25 protein-coding genes are annotated in these 20686 nt (G+C 65.6%); 18 read left to right on the forward strand and 7 right to left on the reverse strand.

Features of this window, described 5'->3' with window-relative positions; translation table 11 throughout:
- The first annotated feature begins 20 nt into the window (after positions 1-20).
- Together LK539_RS05855 and LK539_RS05860 are read left to right on the forward strand one after the other, a co-directional pair.
- Positions 21-590, forward strand: coding sequence for a PEP-CTERM sorting domain-containing protein (locus LK539_RS05855; RefSeq protein ID WP_227799977.1), 570 nt, complete (start codon positions 21-23; stop codon positions 588-590).
- Positions 591-651: 61 nt separating this feature from the next.
- On the forward strand, positions 652-1134 hold the full coding sequence (locus LK539_RS05860) for a YaiI/YqxD family protein (protein WP_227799978.1): 483 nt from the start codon (positions 652-654) through the stop codon (positions 1132-1134).
- 139 nt (positions 1135-1273) lie between these two features.
- Here LK539_RS05860 and LK539_RS05865 read toward each other — a convergent pair whose 3' ends face one another.
- Positions 1274-2215, reverse strand: a complete 942-nt coding sequence (locus LK539_RS05865) for a hydrogen peroxide-inducible genes activator (protein ID WP_227799979.1) — start codon at positions 2213-2215, stop codon at positions 1274-1276.
- Positions 2216-2375: 160 nt separating this feature from the next.
- Here LK539_RS05865 and LK539_RS05870 point away from each other — a divergent pair, with 160 nt between their 5' ends.
- Together LK539_RS05870 and LK539_RS05875 are read left to right on the forward strand one after the other, a co-directional pair.
- The gene (locus LK539_RS05870; protein WP_227799980.1) at positions 2376-3560 is read left to right on the forward strand and encodes a PilT/PilU family type 4a pilus ATPase; all 1185 of its coding nucleotides are present in this window, start codon (positions 2376-2378) and stop codon (positions 3558-3560) included.
- A gap of 8 nt (positions 3561-3568) precedes the next feature.
- On the forward strand, positions 3569-4045 hold the full coding sequence (locus LK539_RS05875; RefSeq protein ID WP_227799981.1) for an adenylyltransferase/cytidyltransferase family protein: 477 nt from the start codon (positions 3569-3571) through the stop codon (positions 4043-4045).
- Positions 4046-4048: 3 nt separating this feature from the next.
- Here LK539_RS05875 and LK539_RS05880 read toward each other — a convergent pair whose 3' ends face one another.
- A complete protein-coding gene (locus LK539_RS05880; RefSeq protein ID WP_227799982.1) occupies positions 4049-4618 on the reverse strand; it encodes a hypothetical protein in 570 nt (189 codons plus the stop codon).
- 129 nt (positions 4619-4747) lie between these two features.
- On the opposite strand from LK539_RS05880, the gene LK539_RS05885 reads away from it, so the two are divergent.
- Positions 4748-5584 carry a metallophosphoesterase gene (locus LK539_RS05885; protein WP_227799983.1) on the forward strand — a complete coding sequence of 279 codons (837 nt, stop codon included), beginning with the start codon at positions 4748-4750 and terminating at the stop codon, positions 5582-5584.
- Here the strand turns inward: LK539_RS05885 and LK539_RS05890 are convergent.
- Positions 5581-6030, reverse strand: coding sequence for an ester cyclase (locus LK539_RS05890; RefSeq protein WP_227799984.1), 450 nt, complete (start codon positions 6028-6030; stop codon positions 5581-5583). The genes LK539_RS05885 and LK539_RS05890 overlap by 4 nt on opposite strands.
- 76 nt (positions 6031-6106) lie before the next feature.
- Between LK539_RS05890 and soxR the strand changes: the two genes are divergently transcribed.
- The 6 genes from soxR (at position 6107) to LK539_RS05920 (ending at position 12406) form a co-directional block, all read left to right on the forward strand.
- Complete coding sequence (soxR, locus tag LK539_RS05895) at positions 6107-6559, forward strand: redox-sensitive transcriptional activator SoxR (RefSeq protein WP_227799985.1); 453 nt, start codon at positions 6107-6109, stop codon at positions 6557-6559.
- Between the two features lie 58 nt (positions 6560-6617).
- Positions 6618-7280 carry a response regulator transcription factor gene (locus LK539_RS05900; RefSeq protein WP_227799986.1) on the forward strand — a complete coding sequence of 221 codons (663 nt, stop codon included), beginning with the start codon at positions 6618-6620 and terminating at the stop codon, positions 7278-7280.
- Positions 7273-8631, forward strand: coding sequence for an ATP-binding protein (locus LK539_RS05905; protein WP_227799987.1), 1359 nt, complete (start codon positions 7273-7275; stop codon positions 8629-8631). Before LK539_RS05900 ends, LK539_RS05905 begins: the two co-directional genes overlap by 8 nt.
- Positions 8632-8691: 60 nt before the next feature.
- Positions 8692-9096, forward strand: a complete 405-nt coding sequence (locus LK539_RS05910; protein ID WP_227799988.1) for a YgiW/YdeI family stress tolerance OB fold protein — start codon at positions 8692-8694, stop codon at positions 9094-9096.
- Between the two features lie 69 nt (positions 9097-9165).
- Positions 9166-11286, forward strand: a complete 2121-nt coding sequence (locus LK539_RS05915) for a prolyl oligopeptidase family serine peptidase (protein ID WP_227799989.1) — start codon at positions 9166-9168, stop codon at positions 11284-11286.
- A 157-nt stretch (positions 11287-11443) separates the two neighbouring features.
- Entirely contained in the window at positions 11444-12406 is a 963-nt protein-coding gene (locus tag LK539_RS05920) for a fasciclin domain-containing protein (protein WP_227799990.1), read from the forward strand.
- 7 nt (positions 12407-12413) lie between these two features.
- Here LK539_RS05920 and LK539_RS05925 read toward each other — a convergent pair whose 3' ends face one another.
- From LK539_RS05925 to LK539_RS05935, 3 genes are all read right to left on the reverse strand, one after another.
- Positions 12414-12977, reverse strand: coding sequence for a PEP-CTERM sorting domain-containing protein (locus tag LK539_RS05925; protein ID WP_227799991.1), 564 nt, complete (start codon positions 12975-12977; stop codon positions 12414-12416).
- A 148-nt stretch (positions 12978-13125) separates the two neighbouring features.
- Positions 13126-13596, reverse strand: coding sequence for a tRNA (uridine(34)/cytosine(34)/5-carboxymethylaminomethyluridine(34)-2'-O)-methyltransferase TrmL (gene trmL, locus LK539_RS05930; protein WP_227799992.1), 471 nt, complete (start codon positions 13594-13596; stop codon positions 13126-13128).
- 18 nt (positions 13597-13614) lie between these two features.
- Positions 13615-14349, reverse strand: coding sequence for a ComF family protein (locus LK539_RS05935; RefSeq protein ID WP_227799993.1), 735 nt, complete (start codon positions 14347-14349; stop codon positions 13615-13617).
- Between the two features lie 85 nt (positions 14350-14434).
- On the opposite strand from LK539_RS05935, the gene LK539_RS05940 reads away from it, so the two are divergent.
- The 7 genes from LK539_RS05940 to LK539_RS05970 all read left to right on the forward strand — a co-directional run bounded on the left by LK539_RS05940 (position 14435) and on the right by LK539_RS05970 (position 20333).
- Positions 14435-15328 carry a methyltransferase domain-containing protein gene (locus tag LK539_RS05940; protein WP_227799994.1) on the forward strand — a complete coding sequence of 298 codons (894 nt, stop codon included), beginning with the start codon at positions 14435-14437 and terminating at the stop codon, positions 15326-15328.
- Positions 15329-15671: 343 nt separating this feature from the next.
- Positions 15672-16859, forward strand: a complete 1188-nt coding sequence (coxB, locus tag LK539_RS05945; protein WP_227799995.1) for a cytochrome c oxidase subunit II — start codon at positions 15672-15674, stop codon at positions 16857-16859.
- Between the two features lie 28 nt (positions 16860-16887).
- Complete coding sequence (ctaD, locus tag LK539_RS05950; RefSeq protein WP_227799996.1) at positions 16888-18501, forward strand: cytochrome c oxidase subunit I; 1614 nt, start codon at positions 16888-16890, stop codon at positions 18499-18501.
- Positions 18502-18503: 2 nt separating this feature from the next.
- Complete coding sequence (locus tag LK539_RS05955; RefSeq protein WP_227799997.1) at positions 18504-18614, forward strand: cytochrome oxidase small assembly protein; 111 nt, start codon at positions 18504-18506, stop codon at positions 18612-18614.
- 1 nt (position 18615) lies between these two features.
- Positions 18616-19194 (forward strand): cytochrome c oxidase assembly protein, encoded by a 579-nt coding sequence (locus tag LK539_RS05960; RefSeq protein ID WP_227799998.1) that lies wholly within the window; start codon positions 18616-18618, stop codon positions 19192-19194.
- Positions 19195-19416, forward strand: a complete 222-nt coding sequence (locus LK539_RS05965) for a DUF2970 domain-containing protein (protein WP_227799999.1) — start codon at positions 19195-19197, stop codon at positions 19414-19416.
- Positions 19417-19475: 59 nt separating this feature from the next.
- Positions 19476-20333, forward strand: coding sequence for a cytochrome c oxidase subunit 3 (locus LK539_RS05970; RefSeq protein WP_227800000.1), 858 nt, complete (start codon positions 19476-19478; stop codon positions 20331-20333).
- 138 nt (positions 20334-20471) lie between these two features.
- Here the strand turns inward: LK539_RS05970 and LK539_RS05975 are convergent, their stop codons facing one another.
- Positions 20472-20672: a twin transmembrane helix small protein gene (locus tag LK539_RS05975; RefSeq protein WP_159696392.1), complete on the reverse strand. Its 201-nt coding sequence runs from the start codon at positions 20670-20672 to the stop codon at positions 20472-20474.
- Between the last annotated feature and the right edge of the window lie 14 nt (positions 20673-20686).

A 20686-nucleotide genomic window follows, 5' to 3' on the forward strand; every position in this document is an offset into this window, starting at 1 on the left:
ACTCATTCGGAGCTTTTCTCATGAAACTCACTAAACTGTTTACCGTGCTTGCAGGCCTGACCCTGTCCTGCGCCGCCAATGCCGTGGTCCTGACCACCAGCACCGGCTCGAACCTCGTCACCGATTACAGCGGCACTGGCCTGGTGTCCTTCGACCTCGACCTGGCAGATTTCAGCGGCAGCACCCTGAACTTCGTGCTGGAAGAGGCCGACCTGCAAGGCCCGCTCGCCTTCAACGCCCTGGTGCGCAACCTGGCCGGCGCGGATCTGAGCCGCTTCACCTTCAGCCTGCAGGGCATCAGCTTCACCGGCGCCCCGGGCAGCGTGACCCCGAGCTTCGGCACGGTGGGCCGGATCGATGCCAGCCCCTTCGCGGCCGGCATCAGCTTCGGCCGTCCGGAATATGCCGAGTTCCAGTTCGGGAATGTGCTGGGCGGCGGCCAGGACTGGCTGCTGGCCACCAGCGGCCTGCGCGCCGGCGACAGCTTCAGCATCACCGCCAGCGTGCCGGAACCCTCGACCGCAGCGTTGCTGCTGCCGATGCTGTGCATGGCCGGCCTGATGGCGGCACGTCGCCGCAAGCAGGACTAAGCGGGGCGAAGCAGCGGGGGCTTGCCGGTACAATGCAGTTTTCCGACAAGCCTTCTGAACTATGCACATCTGGGTCGATGCCGACGCCTGCCCGGGCGTCATCAAGGACATCCTGTTCCGCGTGGCCGAGCGCCTGCAGATCGAGGTCACGCTGGTGGCCAACCAGCTGATGCGGGTGCCCGGCTCGCGCTTCATCCGCGCCCTGCAGGTACCCAGCGGGCCCGATGTGGCCGACGCCGAGATCGTCGCGCGCGTACAAAGCGGCGACATCGTCGTGACGGGAGATATTCCACTGGCGGCGCAGGTGCTGGAGAAGGGCGGGCTGCCGCTCAATCCGCGCGGCGAGTGGTACACGAAGGACACCATCGCCCAGCAGCTCACCATGCGCGCCTTCATGGAAGAGCTGCGCGGCAGCGGCGTCGATACCGGCGGGCCGCCCGCTTTCAGCCAGGCCGACCGCCAGAATTTTGCCAATGCACTGGACCGCCAGCTGGCCCGGTCGCTCCCCCGTAGGGTGGGCGGCTCCACCGGGGAAGTCGAATAAGGTTGGCGTTAATGCCGCCCACGCGTTCACAGGCTGGAGAGCAGACGAAACGGCTTTCTTGAGCCGCTTGACCGCGTGGGCGGCGTTCATGCAAGCGTCCGGCAGATCGTCGGGTGGAGCCGCCCACCCTACGGCCTGCTCAGGCCGCGGCTTCCAGCGTCACCATCTCCACACCCGGCAGCTTGCACTCGGCCACGGCCTGGGCCACCGCATCGATGGCAGCACGCCGCGTAAAGCTCTTGCGCCACAGGATGACCACGCGGCGCGAGGGCGCAGGGTGGGCGAAGGGGACATAGGTGAGCAGGCCGTTGGGGTCGTGCATGTCGGCCACCGAGGCGCGCGGCAGCACGGTCAGGCCGATGCCGCTCGCGACCATGTGGCGGATCGTCTCCAGCGAGGAGCCTTCGAAGGTGCGCTGCATGCCGTTGCCCGGCGAGGAGTAGCGCGCCATCTCCGGGCACACTTCCAGCACCTGGTCGCGGAAGCAGTGGCCCGCGCCCAGCAGCAGCATGGTTTCCAGCTTCAGGTCGTCGGCCGGGATTTCCTTGCGCTTGGCCCAGGGGTGCGAGCGCGGCATCGCCACCACGAAGGGTTCGTCGTACAGGGTCTGCATCGACATGCCGTGCTCGGGCAGCGGCAGGGCCACGATGGCGGCGTCGAGCTCGCCCTGGCGCAGCAGTTCGAGCAGCTTGTGCGTGTAGTTCTCCTGCAGCACCAGCGGCATCTGCGGCACCGTGTCGATCAGGCGTTTGACCAAAGGCGGCAGCAGGTAGGGTCCGATGGTGTAGATCACGCCGAGGCGCAGCGGGCCGGCCAGCGGATCCTTGTTCTGTTTCGCCAGCTCCTTGATGGCCGCGGTCTGCTCCAGCACCCGCTCGGCCTGGGCCACGATCTGCGCGCCCAGGGGCGTGACGGAGACTTCGGAACCACCGCGTTCGAACAAGGTGACGCCGAGTTCGTCCTCAAGCTTCTTGATGGCGACGGAAAGGGTAGGCTGGGCAACGAAGCAGGCTTCGGCGGCATGGCCGAAGTGTTTGGCGCGCGCGACGGCGACGATGTATTTCAGCTCGGTCAGTGTCATAGGCTACGGGTCCCAGGATGTCACGGCTGTCTTTACCGGTCATCCTGACACAATGTTGGCATTTAGTCAGCCAGGATTTCATAAAAGTGGAACGATGGGCGAATCATAGTCGATATAATTGCCTCGCAGGATTTTCACCCGCGTTCTCAAGAGGAACCCCATGTCGTCGACCTTCGGCCCGGCGGAAGCCCAGGCCTATATCCACAAGCTGCTGACGGTGATGCACCATCAGGGCGGTTCGGACCTGTTCATCTCCAGCGATTTCCCTCCCAGCATGAAGCACCAGGGCGCCATGAAGCCCCTGAGCCAGCAGCGCCTGTCCGGCGAGGTCACGCGGGCCCTGGCCCTTTCCTTGATGAACGAGCGCCAGCGTGCGGAGTTCGAGGCCGAGATGGAGTGCAATTTCGCGATTTCGCTGCCCGGCGTATGCCGCTTCCGCGTCAACGTCTTCGTGCAGCAGCAGAGCGTGGGCATGGTGGTGCGTACCATCGCATCCGAGATCCCGAACTTCGAGAAGCTCGACCTGCCTGAAGTGCTGAAAGAGGTCGTGATGACCAAGCGCGGCCTGGTGCTGGTGGTCGGCGGCACCGGTTCCGGCAAGTCCACCACGCTCGCGGCCATGATCGACTACCGCAACAGCCATTCGGCCGGCCACATCATCACGGTGGAAGACCCGGTCGAGTACGTCCACAAGAACAAGAACTGCCTGATCACGCACCGCGAAGTGGGCGTGGACACGCATTCCTGGCACAACGCCCTGAAGAACACCCTGCGCCAGGCGCCGGATGTGATCCTGATCGGCGAGATCCGCGACACCGAGACCATGGAACACGCGATCGCCTTTGCCGAAACCGGCCACCTGTGCCTGGGCACCCTGCACGCCAACAATGCGAACCAGACCCTGGACCGCATCATCAACTTCTTCCCGGAAGAGCGCCGCAACCAGCTCCTGATGGACCTGTCCTCGAACCTGCGCGCTGTGGTCTCGCAGCGCCTGATCCGGACCGAGGATGGCAAGGGCCGCAAGGCGGCCATCGAGATCCTGCTGAACACGCCGACCATCAGCGAGATGATCCTGAAGGGGAACTTCCAGAACATCAAGGAGATCATGCACAAGTCGCGCGAGCTCGGCATGTGCACCTTCGACCAGGCCTTGTACGAACTGTATAACAAAGGCTACATCGGCTACGACGAAGCGATTCGCAACGCCGACTCGGCCAACGGCCTGCGCCTGCAGATCAAGCTTTCGGGCGAGCGCAAGGGCCCGGACGGCGCTGCCGGCCGCGCCAGCGAGCTCTCGATGGCGATCGAGGCAGAACCGGAAGACGACGCACCCACTACTTAAGAATTTTTATGGCTCCATTCGAAAACAAGATCTGCACGCGCGCCGAGCTGGCGCAGCGTATCCCCCTCCTACCCAAACCGGTCGTGCTGACCAACGGGGTGTTCGACATCCTGCACCGCGGCCACGTGACCTATCTCGCGCAGGCGCGCGAACTGGGCGCCTCGCTGGTGGTGGCGGCCAATACCGACGCCTCGGTCAAGCGCCTGGGCAAGGGTGATGACCGCCCGCTCAATGGGCTGGCCGACCGGATGGCGGTGCTGGCGGCGCTGGAGTCGGTCAGCCTGGTGGTGGACTTCGACGAGGACACCGCGCTCGAAGTGGTGCTTGAAGCGCGGCCCGAGATCTACGCCAAGGGCGGCGACTACGACATGACGCAGATACCGGAAGGGCAGGCGGTGCTGGCCTACGGCGGGCGCGCCGTGGCCATCGATTTCGAGCATGACCGCTCGACCACCAAGCTGCTGAAGAAAGTGCGGGCCGGCTAGGCCTTACTTGCAGTCCGCCGTCGGGGCGGTCTGGACGTCCTGCATCGTCACCTTGCCCGCCTCGTCCTGGCGGATTTCCTGGACCACGGCAAGGCACTGGCCCGATTGACGCTCGAGGCCGATTTCGTAATCCTTGCCGGCTTCCGGCGTGAAGGTTCCGCCGAGATTGCTGCAGCGGACACCGACGCCTGGGCCGCTCTGGAAGGCCATGCGCAGCGATACCGGCTGGTTGGCCGGGATCTCGTATTCGCGGAAGTAGGCTTTCGATGCCACGCCGTCGCGCCTGGACAGGTTCTCGGTATTCGGGGTGTCCTTCATGCCGATCGAGGTGTTCCTGGCACGGCCGAACAAGGAGGAGAAGGCATCGCCCGCGCCGCCCGACACCCGGGTCTTCTGCGCGTTGCCGCCGACGCAGCTGCTGTTCTGGTAGAAGTCGACCAGCACGCCGTTCTGGCCGAACAGGCGGATGCGGGCCGTGCTGCGGACGGTCTGCTCGGGAACGGCGTCCTGGGCGGCGCTTGACGCGCCAAGAGTGAGGAACAGGGCGCAGGTGGCTGCGCGGGAGATCAACATGGAAGACATGATGCGACAGATCCAAGGACAAGCGGAGCAGGGATTATATAATCTGATGCCACACGGAAACTTTCTGCGCCCGACTTTATCGGAAACTGTGGCGCTTCCGCACATCCACAAGGAGTTCGCATGCTGATCGCCCAAGTCACCGACCTGCACCTGCATGAGGACCCTGCCCATCCGAACCTGGCCCGTTTTACGCGCGTGCTTGCCCACCTGGCCGCGCTGCGCCCGCTGCCCGACCTGCTGGTGCTGAGCGGCGACCTGGCCGACGACGGGGCGATCGAGAGCTACCGGCAGCTGCAGGAGGCACTGGCGGCGTGGCCGCAGCCTGTGCGCTTCGCGCTGGGGAACCACGACGACCGCGCGCACTTTCGCAGCGTGTTCGGCGACAGCCACTTCACGGAAGGTTTCGTGCAGGGCGTGACGGATCTCGCCGGCTTGCGCCTGGTCGTCCTCGACAGCCTGGAAGAGGGGCGCCATGGCGGCGCCTTCTGTGCGTCGCGCGCAGGGTGGCTGCGCCAGGCCCTGCAGGATGGCGGCGACAAGCCGGCGCTGGTCTTCCTGCACCATCCGCCGGTCGACGTCGGCCTGCCGTGGATCGACCCGAGGCCGGATCAAGCGTGGATCGCGCGCCTGGACGCCGCGCTGCAGGGCGCGCCGATCGCCGCCATCTGCACCGGCCACGTGCACCTGGGCGGGGTGTTTCACTGGCAGGGACGGCAGGTCGCGACCTGTCCGTCTTCGTCGTCCGACCTGAGCCTGGCCTTCGCGCCCATGAATGCCGCGCAGCCGGACGGCCGCCCGCTGGTAGAGCAGGGCGAGCCCGCCTTTGCGCTGCACCGCTGGGACGGTAGCGGCCTGGCCAGCATCTTCGGCCGCGTGCCGCAGCGCGTGCTGGCGCACTGGGATGGTGCTACCGCCCAGGTGGTGGCCGACATGCTGCAGGAATCCGGCCGCGCCTAGATCGGACGCGCGGCGCGGCTGTCGGCGAATGAAGGCGGCAGGGCGCCAATCTGCTGCAGCACGCCCAGGCGGTCCACCTGTACCCAGGCGCGCACGATCTGGCCCTCGCGCAGCTGGTAGATCACATTGCCTTCCTGGGTCACCAGCGCGTGGGTCGGCGGCAGGCCCGCGAAGCGCCCGTCGTGCGGCGCACGGAAAGTCCAGCGCACCGCCACCCGGTCATCTTCGGCAAACACGTCGTGCAGCTCGAAGCGCACGCCCGGAAAGCCGGTCAGCACGGTCTCGATACCGGCCCGGAATTCGGCCGGCCCGCGCTCGCCGCGCGGCCCCGTGAAATCCGGCGCGATCAGCGCCTGCATCTCGTCCAGCTTCCGCGCATTGATGCAGTCGTACAGGGTGCGAACCAGCTTCTTGTTGCTGTGCGCAGTCGTCAAGGCTGCCATCATCGTTTTCTCCTCGGGCTTGTCAATCGGTGCAGGCGAGTGTAAAACCTCAAGTTAACTTGAGGTCAAGAGGAAAAACATGGCGAAACTGGATCCTGCGGAGATTGGGAAGCAGCTGACGGTGGGCGAGGTGGCGCGGCGCAGCGGCGTGCCGGTGTCGACCCTGCACTTCTACGAGGCCAAGGGGCTGATCCACTGCGTGCGCAGCAGCGGCCAGCAGCGCCGCTATGGCCGAGACGTGCTGCGCCGGGTGGCGGTGATCAAGGTGGCGCAGCGGATCGGCATTCCGCTGGCCGCGATCGGGGAGGCGCTGGCTTCGCTGCCGGAAGGGCGCACGCCGACGGCTGCCGACTGGGCGCGCCTGTCGCGCCTGTGGCGCGGCGAGCTGGACGCGCGCATCGCCCAGCTCACCCGCCTGCGCGACCAGCTCGACGACTGCATCGGCTGCGGCTGTTTGTCGATCGAGGCCTGCCGGCTGCGCAATCCGCTCGATTCCCTGTCGGACCAGGGCAGCGGGCCGCAGCTGCTGTAGCGCCGGCCCTACCGCGTCCGTGGCAAGATGGGCGCACCTGCATTGACAAGGAACCCGGATGCGCATCCTGCTGGCCGAAGACGACACCTCGCTGGGCGACACGATCCAGGCCTGGCTGCGTCTGGACGGCCATGCGGTGGACTGGGTGCGGCGCGGCGATTCGGCGCAGACGGCGCTGGCGACCCACCGCTATGACTGCGTGCTGCTCGACCGCGGCCTGCCGGGCCTGTCCGGCGACGCCCTGCTGGCCGGCCTGCGCGCCGGCGGCGACACCGTGCCGGTCATCCTGATCACGGCCTTCAACGCGCTGTCCGACCGGGTCGAAGGGCTGGACCTGGGCGCCGACGATTACCTGGTCAAGCCCTTCGAGCTGGAAGAGATGTCGGCCCGCATCCGCGCGGCGGTACGGCGCGGCGCCAGCCAGGCCAGCAACGTGCTTGCACATGCCGGCATCGCGCTCGACCTCGAGTCCCGCCAGGCCAGCCTGCACGGCCAGCCGGTGGCGCTGACCGCGCGCGAATACCACGTGCTGCTCGCGCTCCTGCAGCGCAGGAACGGCATCGTCACCCGCGCCCAGATCGAGGAAAGCCTGTATGGCTGGGGCGAGGAAGTCGAGAGCAATGCCATCGAGGTCTACATCCACAACCTGCGCAAGAAATTTGGTAGCGACAGCATCGTCACCGTGCGCGGGCTCGGTTACCGCCTGAAGGAAGATGCCTAAGGCGCCGTGGTCGCTGCGGCGGCGCCTGCTGGCCGCGATCCTGGCTGCCAGCACCGTGCTGTGGCTGGCCAGCCTGGGCACGCTCACCGCGATCGCCTGGCAGGAGACCGGCGAAGTGTTCGACGATGCGCTCGAAGAGTCGGCTTACATGCTGATGGCGGCCACCACCGACCTCGATGCCCGCGGCCTGCTGGCGCCGCTGCCGCCGCGCCCCTCGCAGGGGGAAGAGGTGCGCAGGGTCGACATGCAGTACCAGGTCGTGGCGGGCGGCGAGGTGCTGCAGCGCACGCCCGATGCGCCGGCGCGTCCCTTCGTCGCTGGCTTCGAAGACGAGCATGGTTTTGCCGACCTGCGCGTGGACAGCGAGCGCTGGCGCGTGTTCGTGGTACGCGACGATGCGCGCCGCTTCGAAGTCCAGGTCGGCCAGCGCGCCGCCAAGCGCTTCGACATCCTGGAAGAACTGGCCGAGGCCCTGTGGCTGCCGGTGCTCGGCTTCCTGCTGCTGCTGGCGTTGCTGTGCTGGTGGCTGACCGGGCGCGTGCTGGCGCCGCTGCGCCGCACCGCCACGGCGATCGCGGCCAAGACGCCGGACGACCTGGCCCGGGTAAAGGTCGCGGGCCAGCCGCGCGAACTGCTGCCCATTGTCGGCGCCCTGAACGAGGTGCTGGGGCGCCTGGATGCGGCGCTGCAGGCCGAGCGCCGCTTCACGGCGGATGCCGCCCACGAGCTGCGTACCCCGCTGGCCGGCCTGCACATGCACGTGCAGCTGCTGCAGCGCAGGCATCCGGAGCTCGCGGCCTCGTTCATGAAGCTGCGCCAGGACGTCGCACGCCTGACCGCCCTGGTCGACAGCCTGCTGACCCTGGCGCGCCTTGATCCCTTGGCGCAGGCCCAGCTGGTGCGCGAACCGGTCGCGCTGCGGCCCCTGTTTGAGGAGCTGGGGCGAGAATTCGCCGACGAGGCGGCAAGGCGTGGCATCGTGCTCGATCTCCACAGCGGCATCGAGGGGGTCGAGGCCAATCCCCAGATGCTGGGCATCGTGCTGCGCAACCTGGTCGCCAATGCGCTGCGCTACTGCCCGGCCGGCAGCCGGGTCGAGGTCGCGGCTACCCGCCATGCAGGACGCGCCCGGATCTCGGTCTGCGACGACGGCCCCGGCGTCGACGCCGCGAGCATGGCGCGCCTGACGGAGCGCTTCTTCCGGGTGCTGGGCCAGGAAGAGGGCGGTAGCGGACTCGGGCTGTCGATCGTGCGCCGCATCGCCGAGCTGCACGGCATCGAATTGCGCTTCGGCACCGGCCTGGACGGACGCGGACTGGGCGTGGCGCTGGAGTGGCCGGTCCTTCCTTAAGATCGGGTTAATGTCGGCTGGGTGTAATGGCGTCCACAGCAACCCCACAAGGAGCCATTCATGAAACGCCTTTTCCAGATTTCCTGCATCGCCACCGTGCTGGCCGCATCGGCCTTCGCCATCGCCCAGCCGACCGGCTACACCGGTCCTTCGACCAAGGCGGCGCCGTCCGGCTATACCGGCCCCACCAGCGTGCCGCTGATGAAGGCCAAGGACCTGCTCGACAAGGGCAAGGACGACCAGCAGGCGCGCCTGCAGGGCAAGCTGCTCAGCCACAAGGGCGGCGACGACTACGAATTCGCCGACGCGAGCGGCAAGATCACCGTCGAGATCGAGGCAGAACACTTCCCGGCTGGTGTGAGCGTCGACCAGAACACGGTGGTCGAGCTGACCGGCGAATTCGACAAGGAGACCTTCGGCGAATCGAGCTTCGAGGTGAAGCAGATGAAGGTCGTGGGCAAATAAGCCAGCTAAAGCTCCCAGATCTGGGTGATCCATGGCAATATTGAAAGACAATATTTCTGAGGAGAACCCATGTCTGGCCTGATTCGTCTGTTCAGCGGTGTCGTCCTGGCCGCCCTGACTGCCGCCGCAGCGGCGGCCCCACCGGTGGCCCGGGTCGAACCCGTCACCGATACCCATTTCGGCGAAAAGGTGGTGGATCGCTACCGCTGGATGGAAAACGACAAGGACCCGGACTGGCTGCCGTTCCTGAAGAACCAGAACCTTCATACCCGCTCGGTGCTCGACACGCTACCGCTGCGCGGTGAGCTCCTGGCGCGCATCCAGCAGCTCTCCGGCGACGTCACCGCGGTGGCCGATATCCAGCGCGCCGGCGCCCGCAGCTTCTATCAGCAGCGCCCGGCCGGCGCCAACAATCACAAGCTGTTCGTGCAGGAAAACGGCAAGAGCCGGATGCTGGTCGACCCGACCACGCTCGACACCGCCACCAGCCACTATTCGCTGGACTGGTGGGTCGCGTCGCCCGACGGCAGCAAGCTGGCCTACGGCCTGTCGAAGGACGGCAGCGAGGATTCGGTCCTGCACATCATGGATGTCGCCACTGGCTCGATCCTGCCCGAGCGCATCGCCAATACCCAGGCCGCCTACCCCAGCTGGCTAGAGGACAGCTCGGGCTTCTTCTACAACCAGCTGACCGGCAAGGTCAACACGCCGGAGCGCTACCTGAACTCGCGTGTCCGTTTCCACCGCATCGGCGACGATCCGGCCAAGGACCGCATCCTCATGGCGCGCGGCCTGGACCGCGCCGTCAAGTACGAGAGCAACCAGTCGCCCTACGTGTTCGCCACCCCGCATTCGCGCCACGCCGTCTTGATGATCACCGACGTGCGCCAGGAAAAGCGCTTCCTGGTCGCGCCGCTGCAGGATGTGCTCAAGGGCAGGGCGCGCTGGACCCACGTGACCGACTTCGCCGACCAGGTGACGAGCGCCGAAGTGCACGGCGACGAGCTGTACCTGCTGTCGACCCTGAAGCATCCACGTGGACGGATCCTGAAGGTTGCCGCGCAATCGCCGGCGCTCGGGAGTGCGCGCGAAGTGGTGGCCGAGTCCGGCCTGGTCATCCAGGGCATGATGCGCGCCAGGGATGGCCTCTACCTGCGCGCCATGGACGGCGGCATCGGCCGCGTGCTGCGCCTGGATGCCAACGGCAAGCTGGCAAACGTCACCCTGCCGTTCGACGGCACGGTCGGCACGCTGGCCGCGGACCCGAATACGCCGGGTGTGCTGATGCTGCTGTCCGGCTGGCTGACCCCGACCGGCATCTGGAGCATCGACGCCGCCGGCAAGGTGACCGACACGGGCCTGACGCCGAAGCCGCCGATCGACGTCAGCGCCTACACCACCGAGCGCCGCTTCGCCACGGCGAAGGATGGGACGAAGATTCCCTACAGCCTGGTGTACCGGAAGGGCCTGAAGAAGGACGGCCGCAACCCGGCCTTCATCTCGGCCTATGGCAGCTATGGCGCCGCGGCCTATACGCCTTCGTTTGTGAACCGCTCGCTGTCCCTGATCGACCAGGGCGCCATCGTCGGCTTCGCCAACGTGCGCGGCGGCGGCGAGTACGGGCGCGACTGGCACCGCGCCGGCCAGCTGGAGAACAAGCCGAACACCTGGCGCGACCTGATCGCGGTGGTCGAGGACATGCACAAGGAAGGCTATACGGCGCCGGCGCACACCGCCATCGGCGGCCGCTCGGCGGGCGGGATCCCGACCGGCATGGCGCTGACCGAGCGTCCGGACTTGTTCGCGGCCGTGGTCTCGGGCGTGGGCTGGCACAACCCGCTGCGCTACGTGGCCGAGCAGAACGGCTACGGGGAAGAAGGGGAGTGGGGCGCGATCCGCGACAAGGCCGGCTATAAAGCCCTGAAGAGCATCGACAGCTACCAGGCGGTGAAGGACGGCGGCAAGTATCCTGCCGTGCTGCTCACCACCGGCGTGACCGACCCGCGCGTGGCGCCTTTCCATCCGGCCAAGATGGCGGCGCGCCTGCAGGCGGCCAGCGCCAGTGGCAAGCCGGTGCTGCTACGGGTCGATTTCGATGCGGGACACGGCATGGGCTCGACCCGTGCCCAGCAGGATGCGGAGGCGGCGGATACCTATGCCTTCATCCTGGCGCAGACCAGGGGCAAGTAAGCACGCTTGAACCGACTCATATCGGTTTGTTCTCATAATGAACCGATATTGAGTCGTGCGCGAACCGAAAATGCGGGTCATGGCGCGATAATTATCCGGGACGGCATTGCCGAAGGAGCGGCAATGAACCGCTTTTATCACTCACCCGGAGAACATCATGAACGTGCGCGCTTTCCTGAAGCTGGGGCTGGCAACGCTGGCCCTGTCTGTGTCCCTGAGCGGTTGCGGCGGGGACGACGATGACGACGACATCCCGCTGCCCCAGCAAAAGACGCTTGCCCAGGTCGCGAGCGAGGGCGGCTACACGGCCCTGGTAGCCGCGGCAACCAAGGCCGGTATCGCCGGCACCCTGTCCGACCCGGCTGCGCAGCTGACGGTGTTCGCGCCGAGCGACCAGGCCTTCAACGCCCTGGCCACGCGCCTGGGCTTCGCCGACGCCACCGCCATGGTGAATGCCCTGCCGCCGGCCGCCCTGCAAAGCATCCTGAATTACCACGTGCTGGGCAGTAAAAAACTGGCCGCCGACCTGAACGCGGGCGGCGCCACCCAGGCCACCGCCTACACCTATGCGGGCGCGCCGGCCCGGCTGAACTTCGATTTCACGGGCGGCGTGAAGATTACCGACGCCGCCCTGACGGTGGCGAACGTCACGACCACCAATGTCCCGGCCAGCAACGGGGTGATCCACGCCATCGACAAGGTGCTGGTGCCGCCGGGGGTGCTGAATATCGTCCAGATGGCGCAGGCCAATCCACAGTTCAGCTCACTGGTTGGTGCGGTGGTCGCCGCCAACCTGCAGGGGACGCTGAGCGGGGCGGGCCCGTTCACGGTGTTTGCACCGAACAATGCCGCATTTGCAGCCGCGCCGCAGAACCTGAGCGCCGCCCAGCTGCGTACCGTGCTCACCTATCACGTTGTGAGTGGCCAGGTGCTGTCCACGCAGATCCCGTTCGGCACGCCGGTGGCGACGGTGGCCGGCCAGAACATCGTGATCAGCGCCGGCACCCCGCCCACGATCCGCGACACCACGGCAACCCCGGCGAAGATCATTGCGGTCGACGTCAGGGCCAGCAACGGGGTCATCCACGTCGTCGACAAGGTCCTGATTCCCACCCTGTAAGAAGGTGCTAGGCGCGCCGGGCCTGGCTGCGCACGCGCCAGGTCAGGCCGAGCAATCCTGCCGCCAGCATCGCCCAGGTGTGCGGCTCGGGCGCCTGCGACATCATGCTCAGGCGCGTGTCGCTGGTCCAGTACAGGTGGCGCTCGGTCGTCATGTTGGGGTTGAAGTCGTAGGCATAGTGCTGGTCGCCGGTGGTGATCAGGCGGCCGCCGCCGACCCAGCCTTCCGGATCCTGCCCGTAGCTGCCGACGCTGAAGTGCAGGCCGGCATCGGGCGAGAACGCGAAACTGCTTGCCCCACACTGGTAGTAATCGTTGCTGGTGGACGCGCAGGCGATGTAATCGAGCTCGCCCACGACCAGCGACAGCAGTTCGCCTTTTTCGAGCACGCCGTCACTGTCCAGGTCATTGCCCTTGAACGAGCCGGAGATGATCTCGTCGGGCAGGAAGCTGTCCGACACACTGTCGTAAAAGCCGTTGAAGGAAAAGCCCCAGGAAATGGTGTCCGTGGGGTCGGCATGAGCGGCCGTGCAGCACAGGAGCAGGGCGCCGGTGGAAAGTAACTTCTTCATGTAAAACCTCGAGCAAAAACAGGGGCGCCGATCAAAAACTGCATGGAACCAGCGTACTCCTGTTCGCCCGATACTGTCGCGCTATCTTGTGGAAATATTCACAATGTGTCGTTCTTGCGCGACATTGATGTAACACTGTTGAGTTCGCTCAGGCGCCACCGGCATAGCCGTTCTGGCGCCAGGCTTCGTACACCACCACCGCCACCGTGTTCGAGAGGTTGAGGCTGCGGTTGTCCGGCCGCATCGGCAGGCGGATGCGCTGGGCCGGCGGGAAGCGCTCGCGCAGGGCCGGGTCGAGGCCGCGCGATTCGGCGCCGAACACGAACACGTCGCCGGGCCGGAAGCTGGCCTCGGCGAAGGGCGAGGAGCCGTGCGTGGTGAGGGCGAACATGCGCGTCGGATCCGGCTTCGCATCGAGCAGGAAGGCGTCCCAGTTCTTGTGCACCTTCATGCTCGCGTAGTCGTGATAGTCCAGCCCGGCGCGACGCATCTTGGCGTCGTCGAGCGGGAAGCCGAGCGGTTCGACCAGGTGCAGCTGCACGCCGGTATTCGCGCACAGGCGGATGACATTGCCGGTATTCGGCGGGATTTCCGGTTCGACCAGGACGACATGGAACAAGTGCTTCTCCTTCTATATTCAAGGGGGTGGCGTGCGGGCGAACACCAGGTTCGTGACGCGCGCCGCGCCGGCGCGCTTGAGCACGCCGGCCAGTTCATCGAGTGTATGGCCGCTGGTCATGACGTCGTCGACCACGCCGACATGCCGTCCCGCCAGCGTTTGCGCATCGTCCGCGACGGCGAAGGCGCCGCGCACGTTGCGGCGCCGTTCGCCCGGCGCCACGCCGGACTGGGCCGCCGTTTCCAGCTGCCGCACCAGCAGCCGCGGCGCCAGCGCAATCCCGAGGGCCCCGGACAGCGGCCGGGCCAGCTCGAGCGCCTGGTTGTAGCCGCGCTCGACCAGGCGGCGCGGCCCCAGCGGCACCGGGCACAGCAGTTCCGGCAGGGCCAGGCCTTCGCAGGCCAGGATGGCGTCGCGCAGGCGGCGCGCCATCCAGGGCGCCAGTGCCAGCCGGGCGCCGAACTTCAGTTGCAGGACCAGGCGGTCGACCGGGTCGGCATAGTCGCAGGCAACGACCGTGGCGTCAAAGGCCGGGCTATCCGCCAGGCAGGCGCCGCAGCGGCGCCCGCTATCGTGAGGGGCGACCGGGTTGGCGCAGCAGGGGCAGCGGGGTCGCAGCTCGCGCGTATGGGCGTGGGCGCAGGCCGGGCAAACCGGCGCATCTCCCGTCGCGCCGCACAGCACGCAGCTGCACGGCAGCAGGGCCCGCAATAGCGAACCCGGCCAACGCAAGGGGGAGGACAGCAGCGGCATCAGCTCGAATCCACGGGAGCATGTACACTCCGCCATTATCTCACTTGTCCGCATCACCACCATGGCTTCACCGCAACCCTCCCGGATGAGCGCGCCCATCGACCTGGACCGCGTCCGCTCCCTGTTCGCCCAGCCCGGCCGCATCGCCCCTTCCGACTTCCTGCGCCGCGAGATCGCCGCGCGCATGCACGAGCGCCTGCAGCTCATCAAGATCGTGCCCAAGCAGGTGCTCGACGCCGGCTGCGGCACCGGAGCCGATCTGGCCTTGCTGCAAAAGACCTATCCAGCGGCCCAGATCCTGGGCATCGACGCCGCGCCCGCCATGGCGCTGGCGGCAAAGGCCCCGGCGCCGGCGACCCGCTCGCTGAACCAGATGCTCAGCCGTTTGCTGCCGGCCAAGGCCGGCGTCGACATCCTGTGCGGTGACTTCGGCAACCTGCCATTCGGGACGAACTCGCTCGACCTGCTGTGGTCGAACCTGGCGCTGCACTGGCATCCGCAACCGGACCGCGTGTTCGCTGAATGGCGCCGCAGCTTGCGCGTCGACGGCCTGCTGATGTTCTCGAACTTCGGCCCTGATACCTTCGCCGAGCTGCGCACCGCCTTTGCCGCCCTGGACGAAACGCCGCACACGCTGCCTTTCGTGGACATGCACGACTTCGGTGACCAGCTCGTGGAGGCCGGGTTTTCCACCCCGGTGATGGACATGGAGCGCATCACGGTGACCTACGACAAGGCGGCGGCACTGCTGGCCGACGTGCGCGCCCTGGGCGGTAACCCGCTTGCCACGCGCCGGCGCGGGCTGATCGGGCGGGCGGCCTGGGGCCGCATGCTGGATGCCCTCGAGGCCGGGCGCCGCCCCGACGGCAAGCTGGCGCTCACCTTCGAGGTCATCTATGGCCACGCTTTCCGTCCGGCACCGAAGACCACAGCGGCAGGGGAGGCGATCATGCGTTTCCAGCCGCGCAAGCCTCAGTAACCCATAGCAACAGCGTTGCCCGATTTTCCTTGAATAAAAATTACTGGTTTGATTATAATCAGTGGCTATTTTTGTCGTCTGGACGAGGAAAACGCTGAAAAAAGCAGCAATCCGGGCGCAAGAATAGAAATAATTTGAAATGAATTGCAGCATCAGCAGAGCCGCCGGCGGCGGGTAGCACGAAGCTACCGACCACTGGCGCGTAGGTTTCCCACCGTTTCCGCAGCGCAATTTCGCGGTATGGTATGGACCTTTCTGCGAATTACGTTTCGGAGCGGCGGCAGTTCGTTCATGGAGCTGCCGACCGTTAAAAATATTTTTATTTTGGGTGGTTGGGGACAACATGACATACGCATCGCGACTTGGGGCCTGGATGTTCGGCCTCGCAGCAACGGCCGGCATCCCAGCATGGGCGGCTCCGGAAATCACGGGCCGGCCGGTCGAACACCAGTTGAACATGCAGCCCCCGGTCAACGAGCTCGGCAGCTATATCTACGGCCTGCACAACTGGATGATGTACGTCTGCCTGGCGATCTTCATCGGCGTGTTCGGCGTCATGTTCTATTCGGTGTTCAAGCACCGCAAATCGCGCGGCCACAAGGCAGCCACCTTCCACGAATCGACCGCTGTCGAAATCGCCTGGACCATCGTTCCCTTCCTGATCGTCATCTTCATGGCCTTCCCGGCCACCAAGGCCGTGATCGCGCTGAAGGACACCTCCAACGCCGACATCACCATCAAAGCCACCGGCATGCAGTGGAAATGGGGCTATGACTACCTGACCGGCGAAGGCGAGGGCATCTCCTTCCTGTCGAACCTGTCCACCCCGCGCGCCCAGATCGGCCTGCCGGGCGAAGAAGCCACCGCCGCGAAGGGCGAAAACTACCTGCTGGAAGTCGACAACGAAATGGTCGTCCCGGTCGGCAAGAAGATCCGCATGGTGTTCACCGCCAACGACGTGATCCACGCCTGGACCATCCCGGCCTTCGCCATCAAGCAGGACGCCATCCCCGGCTTCGTGCGCGACGGCTGGTTCAAGGCCGACAAGATCGGCGTCTACCGCGGCAACTGCGTCGAGCTGTGCGGCAAGGACCACGCCTTCATGCCGATCGTCGTGCGTGTGGTGTCCGCCGAGGACTACAGCGCCTGGGTCGCCGGCGAGAAGAAGAAAATGGCCGCCCTGGCCGACGACCCGAACAAGGTCTGGACCATCGATGAACTGAAGACCCGCGGCGAACAGGTCTACAACGCCAACTGCGTGGCCTGCCACCAGGCCAACGGCAAGGGTGTGCCGAACGCGTTTGCCCCGCTGGAAGGCTCGCAAGTGGTGCTGGGCGCCAAGGCGCACCAGGTCGACGTGCTGCTCAACGGCCAGGATACCCCGGCCTACCCGTCGGCGATGCCGGCCTGGAAGCAGCTCTCGGACACCGAGATCGCCGCCGTCATCACCTATACCCGCAACACCTGGTCGAACAAGGCTGCGGAAAATATCGTCCAACCGGCAGAAGTGCTGGCTGCGCGCAGCAAGTGATTAGCTATTTAGCTTCAGGGATATCGACATGACTACCAGCACCATCGATCACGCACACGACGATCATCACGGCCACGCGCACGACCACGATCACGCGCACGACCATCCGCACGGCTACCGCCGCTGGCTGTTCGCCACCAACCACAAGGACATCGGCACCCTGTACCTGTGGTTCTCCTTCATCATGCTGCTCTCGGGCGGCGTGCTGGCGCTGATGATCCGCACCGAGCTGTACCAGCCGGGTCTGCAGTTCTTCCGCCCCGAGTTCTTCAACCAGCTGACCACCATGCACGGCCTGGTGATGGTGTTCGGCGCGATCATGCCGGCCTTCGTCGGCTTCGCCAACTGGATGATCCCGCTGCAGGTGGGCGCGTCCGACATGGCCTTCGCGCGCATGAACAACTTCTCGTTCTGGCTGCTGCCGCCGGCAGCGATCCTGCTCGCGGGTTCCTTCTTCTCGCCAGGCGGGGCGACTGCCGCCGGCTGGACCCTGTACGCGCCGCTGTCGACCCAGATGGGCCCGGGCATGGACATGGCGATCTTCGCCATGCACATCATGGGCGCCTCGTCGATCATGGGCTCGATTAACATCATCGTCACCATCCTGAACATGCGCGCTCCGGGCATGACCCTGATGAAGATGCCGATGTTCTGCTGGACCTGGCTGATCACCGCCTTCCTGCTGATCGCCGTGATGCCGGTGCTGGCTGGCGCCATCACCATGACCCTGACCGACCGCCACTTCGGCACCTCGTTCTTCAACGCGGCCGGCGGCGGCGACCCGGTGATGTACCAGCACATCTTCTGGTTCTTCGGCCACCCCGAGGTCTACATCATGATCCTGCCGGCCTTCGGCATCGTGTCGCAGATCATCCCGGCCTTCGCCCGCAAACCCCTGTTCGGCTACGCCTCGATGGTGTACGCGACCGCGTCGATCGCGATCCTGTCCTTCATCGTCTGGGCCCACCACATGTTCACCACCGGCATGCCGGTGACCGCGCAGCTGTTCTTCATGTACGCCACCATGCTCATCTCCGTGCCGACCGGCGTGAAGGTGTTCAACTGGGTCGCGACCATGTGGAAAGGTTCGATGACTTTCGAAACGCCGATGTTGTTCGCGGTCGGCTTCATCTTCGTGTTCACCATGGGCGGCTTCACCGGCCTGATCCTGGCCGTGACCCCGATCGACATCATCGTCCACGACACCTACTACGTGGTGGCGCACTTCCACTACGTGCTGGTGGCGGGCTCGCTGTTCGCGTTGTTCGCCGGCTTCTACTACTGGGCGCCGAAGTGGACCGGCCACATGTATCCGGAATTCCGCGGCAAGGTGCACTTCTGGGCTTCCTTGATCACCTTCAACATCACCTTCTTCCCGATGCACTTCCTGGGCCTGGCCGGCATGCCGCGCCGCTATGCGGACTACGCCACCCAGTTCACCGACTTCAACATGATCGTGTCGATCGGCGCCTTCGGCTTCGGCCTGTCGCAGGTCTACTTCCTGTTCTTCGTCGTGCTGCCGACCATCCGCGGCGGCAAGAAGGCGGAAGCCAAGCCATGGGAAGGCGCGGAAGGCCTGGAGTGGACCGTGCCGAGCCCGGCGCCGTTCCACACCTTCGAAACCCCGCCGCTGGTGAAGTAATCATGGACAAGCAAGCGCAGAAGAAGAGCAACCTGAAGACCGCGCTGGTGCTGGGCGGGATCGCCTTGCTGTTCTTCGCCAGCGTGTTCGTCAAGTTCACCTGGCTGAGCTGAGATGACGCCGCTGAGCAGCCGAATCAGGCGCCTGAACCGCTCCACCCTGGGCAAACTGGTGGTGGTGGCGGTCATGATGTTCGGCTTCGGTTACGCGCTGGTGCCGGTGTACCGCCAGATCTGCGAAGTGCTGGGCATTAACGTGCTGACGCAGAAGGGCGACTTCGTCGAGGCGCCGGTGAATTCCCAGGTCGACAAGACGCGCACCATCGTCGTCGAGCTGGACGGCAATGCCCAGGGGCCGTGGCGCTTCCGCCCGACCCAGAGCAGCATCTCGGTGCATCCGGGCGAGCTGGTCACCGTCACCTACGAGGTCGTCAACAAGCAGGGCAGGGCGATGAAGGCGCAGGCGATCCCGAGCTACGCGCCGCAGGTCGTCACGCCGCACTTCAAGAAAGTGGAGTGCTTCTGCTTCCGCGAGCAGACCCTGCAGGCGAACGAGGCGCGCCAGATGCCGGTGGTCTTCTTCATCGACCCGGCGCTGCCGCGCGAAGTGAAGAACATCACGCTGTCGTACACCTTCTTCGAGATCGGCGGTGGGCTGCAGACGGCGGCGAACGGTGCGGCGAAAGTGCAGTAAATGGAAGACCAACCGCATCAGCAGGTGCACAAACGGCCGGCCAGTTTCCTGGCCACGATGAAGGCCGTGTTCTGGTCGTTCTTCGGGGTGCGCAAGCGCCGCGACTACGAGCAGGATGCCGCCAACCTGAACCCGGTGCACGTGATCATCGCCGGGCTGATCGGGGCGGCGATCTTCATCGGCGTATTGGTGCTGGTGGTGCGCTTCGCGGTATCGCAGTAGAAGAATTAGCGACACAAAGAATCACCCGAAAATTTAAAGAGTAGATTGAGGAGATGAAAATGAGTTCGCCACAAACCGTGCCCTACTATTTCGTGCCAGGCCCATCGCGCTGGCCGATGTTCGCCGGCCTCTCGCTGCTGGTGACCATGGCCGGCGCGTCGGGCTGGGTCAACAGCGCCCCGTGGGGCCCGGCAGTGTGCCTGGCCGGCATCGCCGCCACCCTGGTGGTGCTCTACTTCTGGTTCGGCGACGCCATCGGCGAATCCGAATCTGGCATGTACGGCAAGCGCATCGACACCTCCTACCGCTGGTCGATGAGCTGGTTCATCTTCTCGGAAGTGATGTTCTTCGGCGCCTTCTTCGGCGCGCTGTTCTACGCCCGCGCCGTCACCATGCCCTGGCTCTCGGACCTCGACCACAAGATCCTGTGGCCGGATTTCGCGCCGACCTGGGGCAACACCGGCCCGGCCGGCGTGGTGGACAACTTCCAGACCATGGGCCCGTTCCCGATCCCGACCATCAACACCGCGCTGCTGCTGCTGTCGGGCGTCACCCTGACCATCTCGCACCACGCGCTGCGCGCTGGCCACCGCGGCAAGACCGCGTTCTGGCTCGCCGCCACCATCCTGCTGGGCGCGATCTTCATGGGCTTCCAGGTCTATGAATACATGCACGCCTACCAGGAGCTGAACCTGAAGCTGACCTCGGGCATCTACGGCTCGACCTTCTTCATGCTGACCGGCTTCCACGGCTTCCACGTGACCATGGGGGCAATCATGCTGTCGGTGATCCTGTACCGCGTGCTCAAGGGCCACTTCACGGCGGACAACCACTTTGGCTTCGAAGGCGCGGCCTGGTACTGGCACTTCGTCGACGTCGTGTGGCTGGGGCTATACGTCGTCGTGTACTGGCTGTAAAGAAGGATCAATTTCGTAGGGTGGGCGGGTCTCCCGCCTACGCGTTCAACTGTCGGGCGAATGGATGCACCGTGGCTCGCATAGGTTCACTGAACGCGTGGGCAGGAGACCTGCCCACCCTACGTTAACGGCAGCTGCTCAGCGAATCCCGGTCGGCGCAATCCAGCCCATCTTGTAGGCACCGAGCAGGCACAGGAACAGGGTAATGGACAGGCCGACCCGCATCGCCAGCGCATGCACTGTCCGGTTGCTCTGCCCTTTGTCACGCATCAGGAAGAACAGGGCCGAACCGAGGCTGGCAAGGATCAAAATAAAGGCAATGGCAACAAACAGTTTCATGGTCGGCCCGGGAA

The organism is Massilia sp. IC2-476, assembly GCF_020707295.1.
Taxonomy (GTDB): Bacteria; Pseudomonadota; Gammaproteobacteria; order Burkholderiales; family Burkholderiaceae_D; genus Telluria.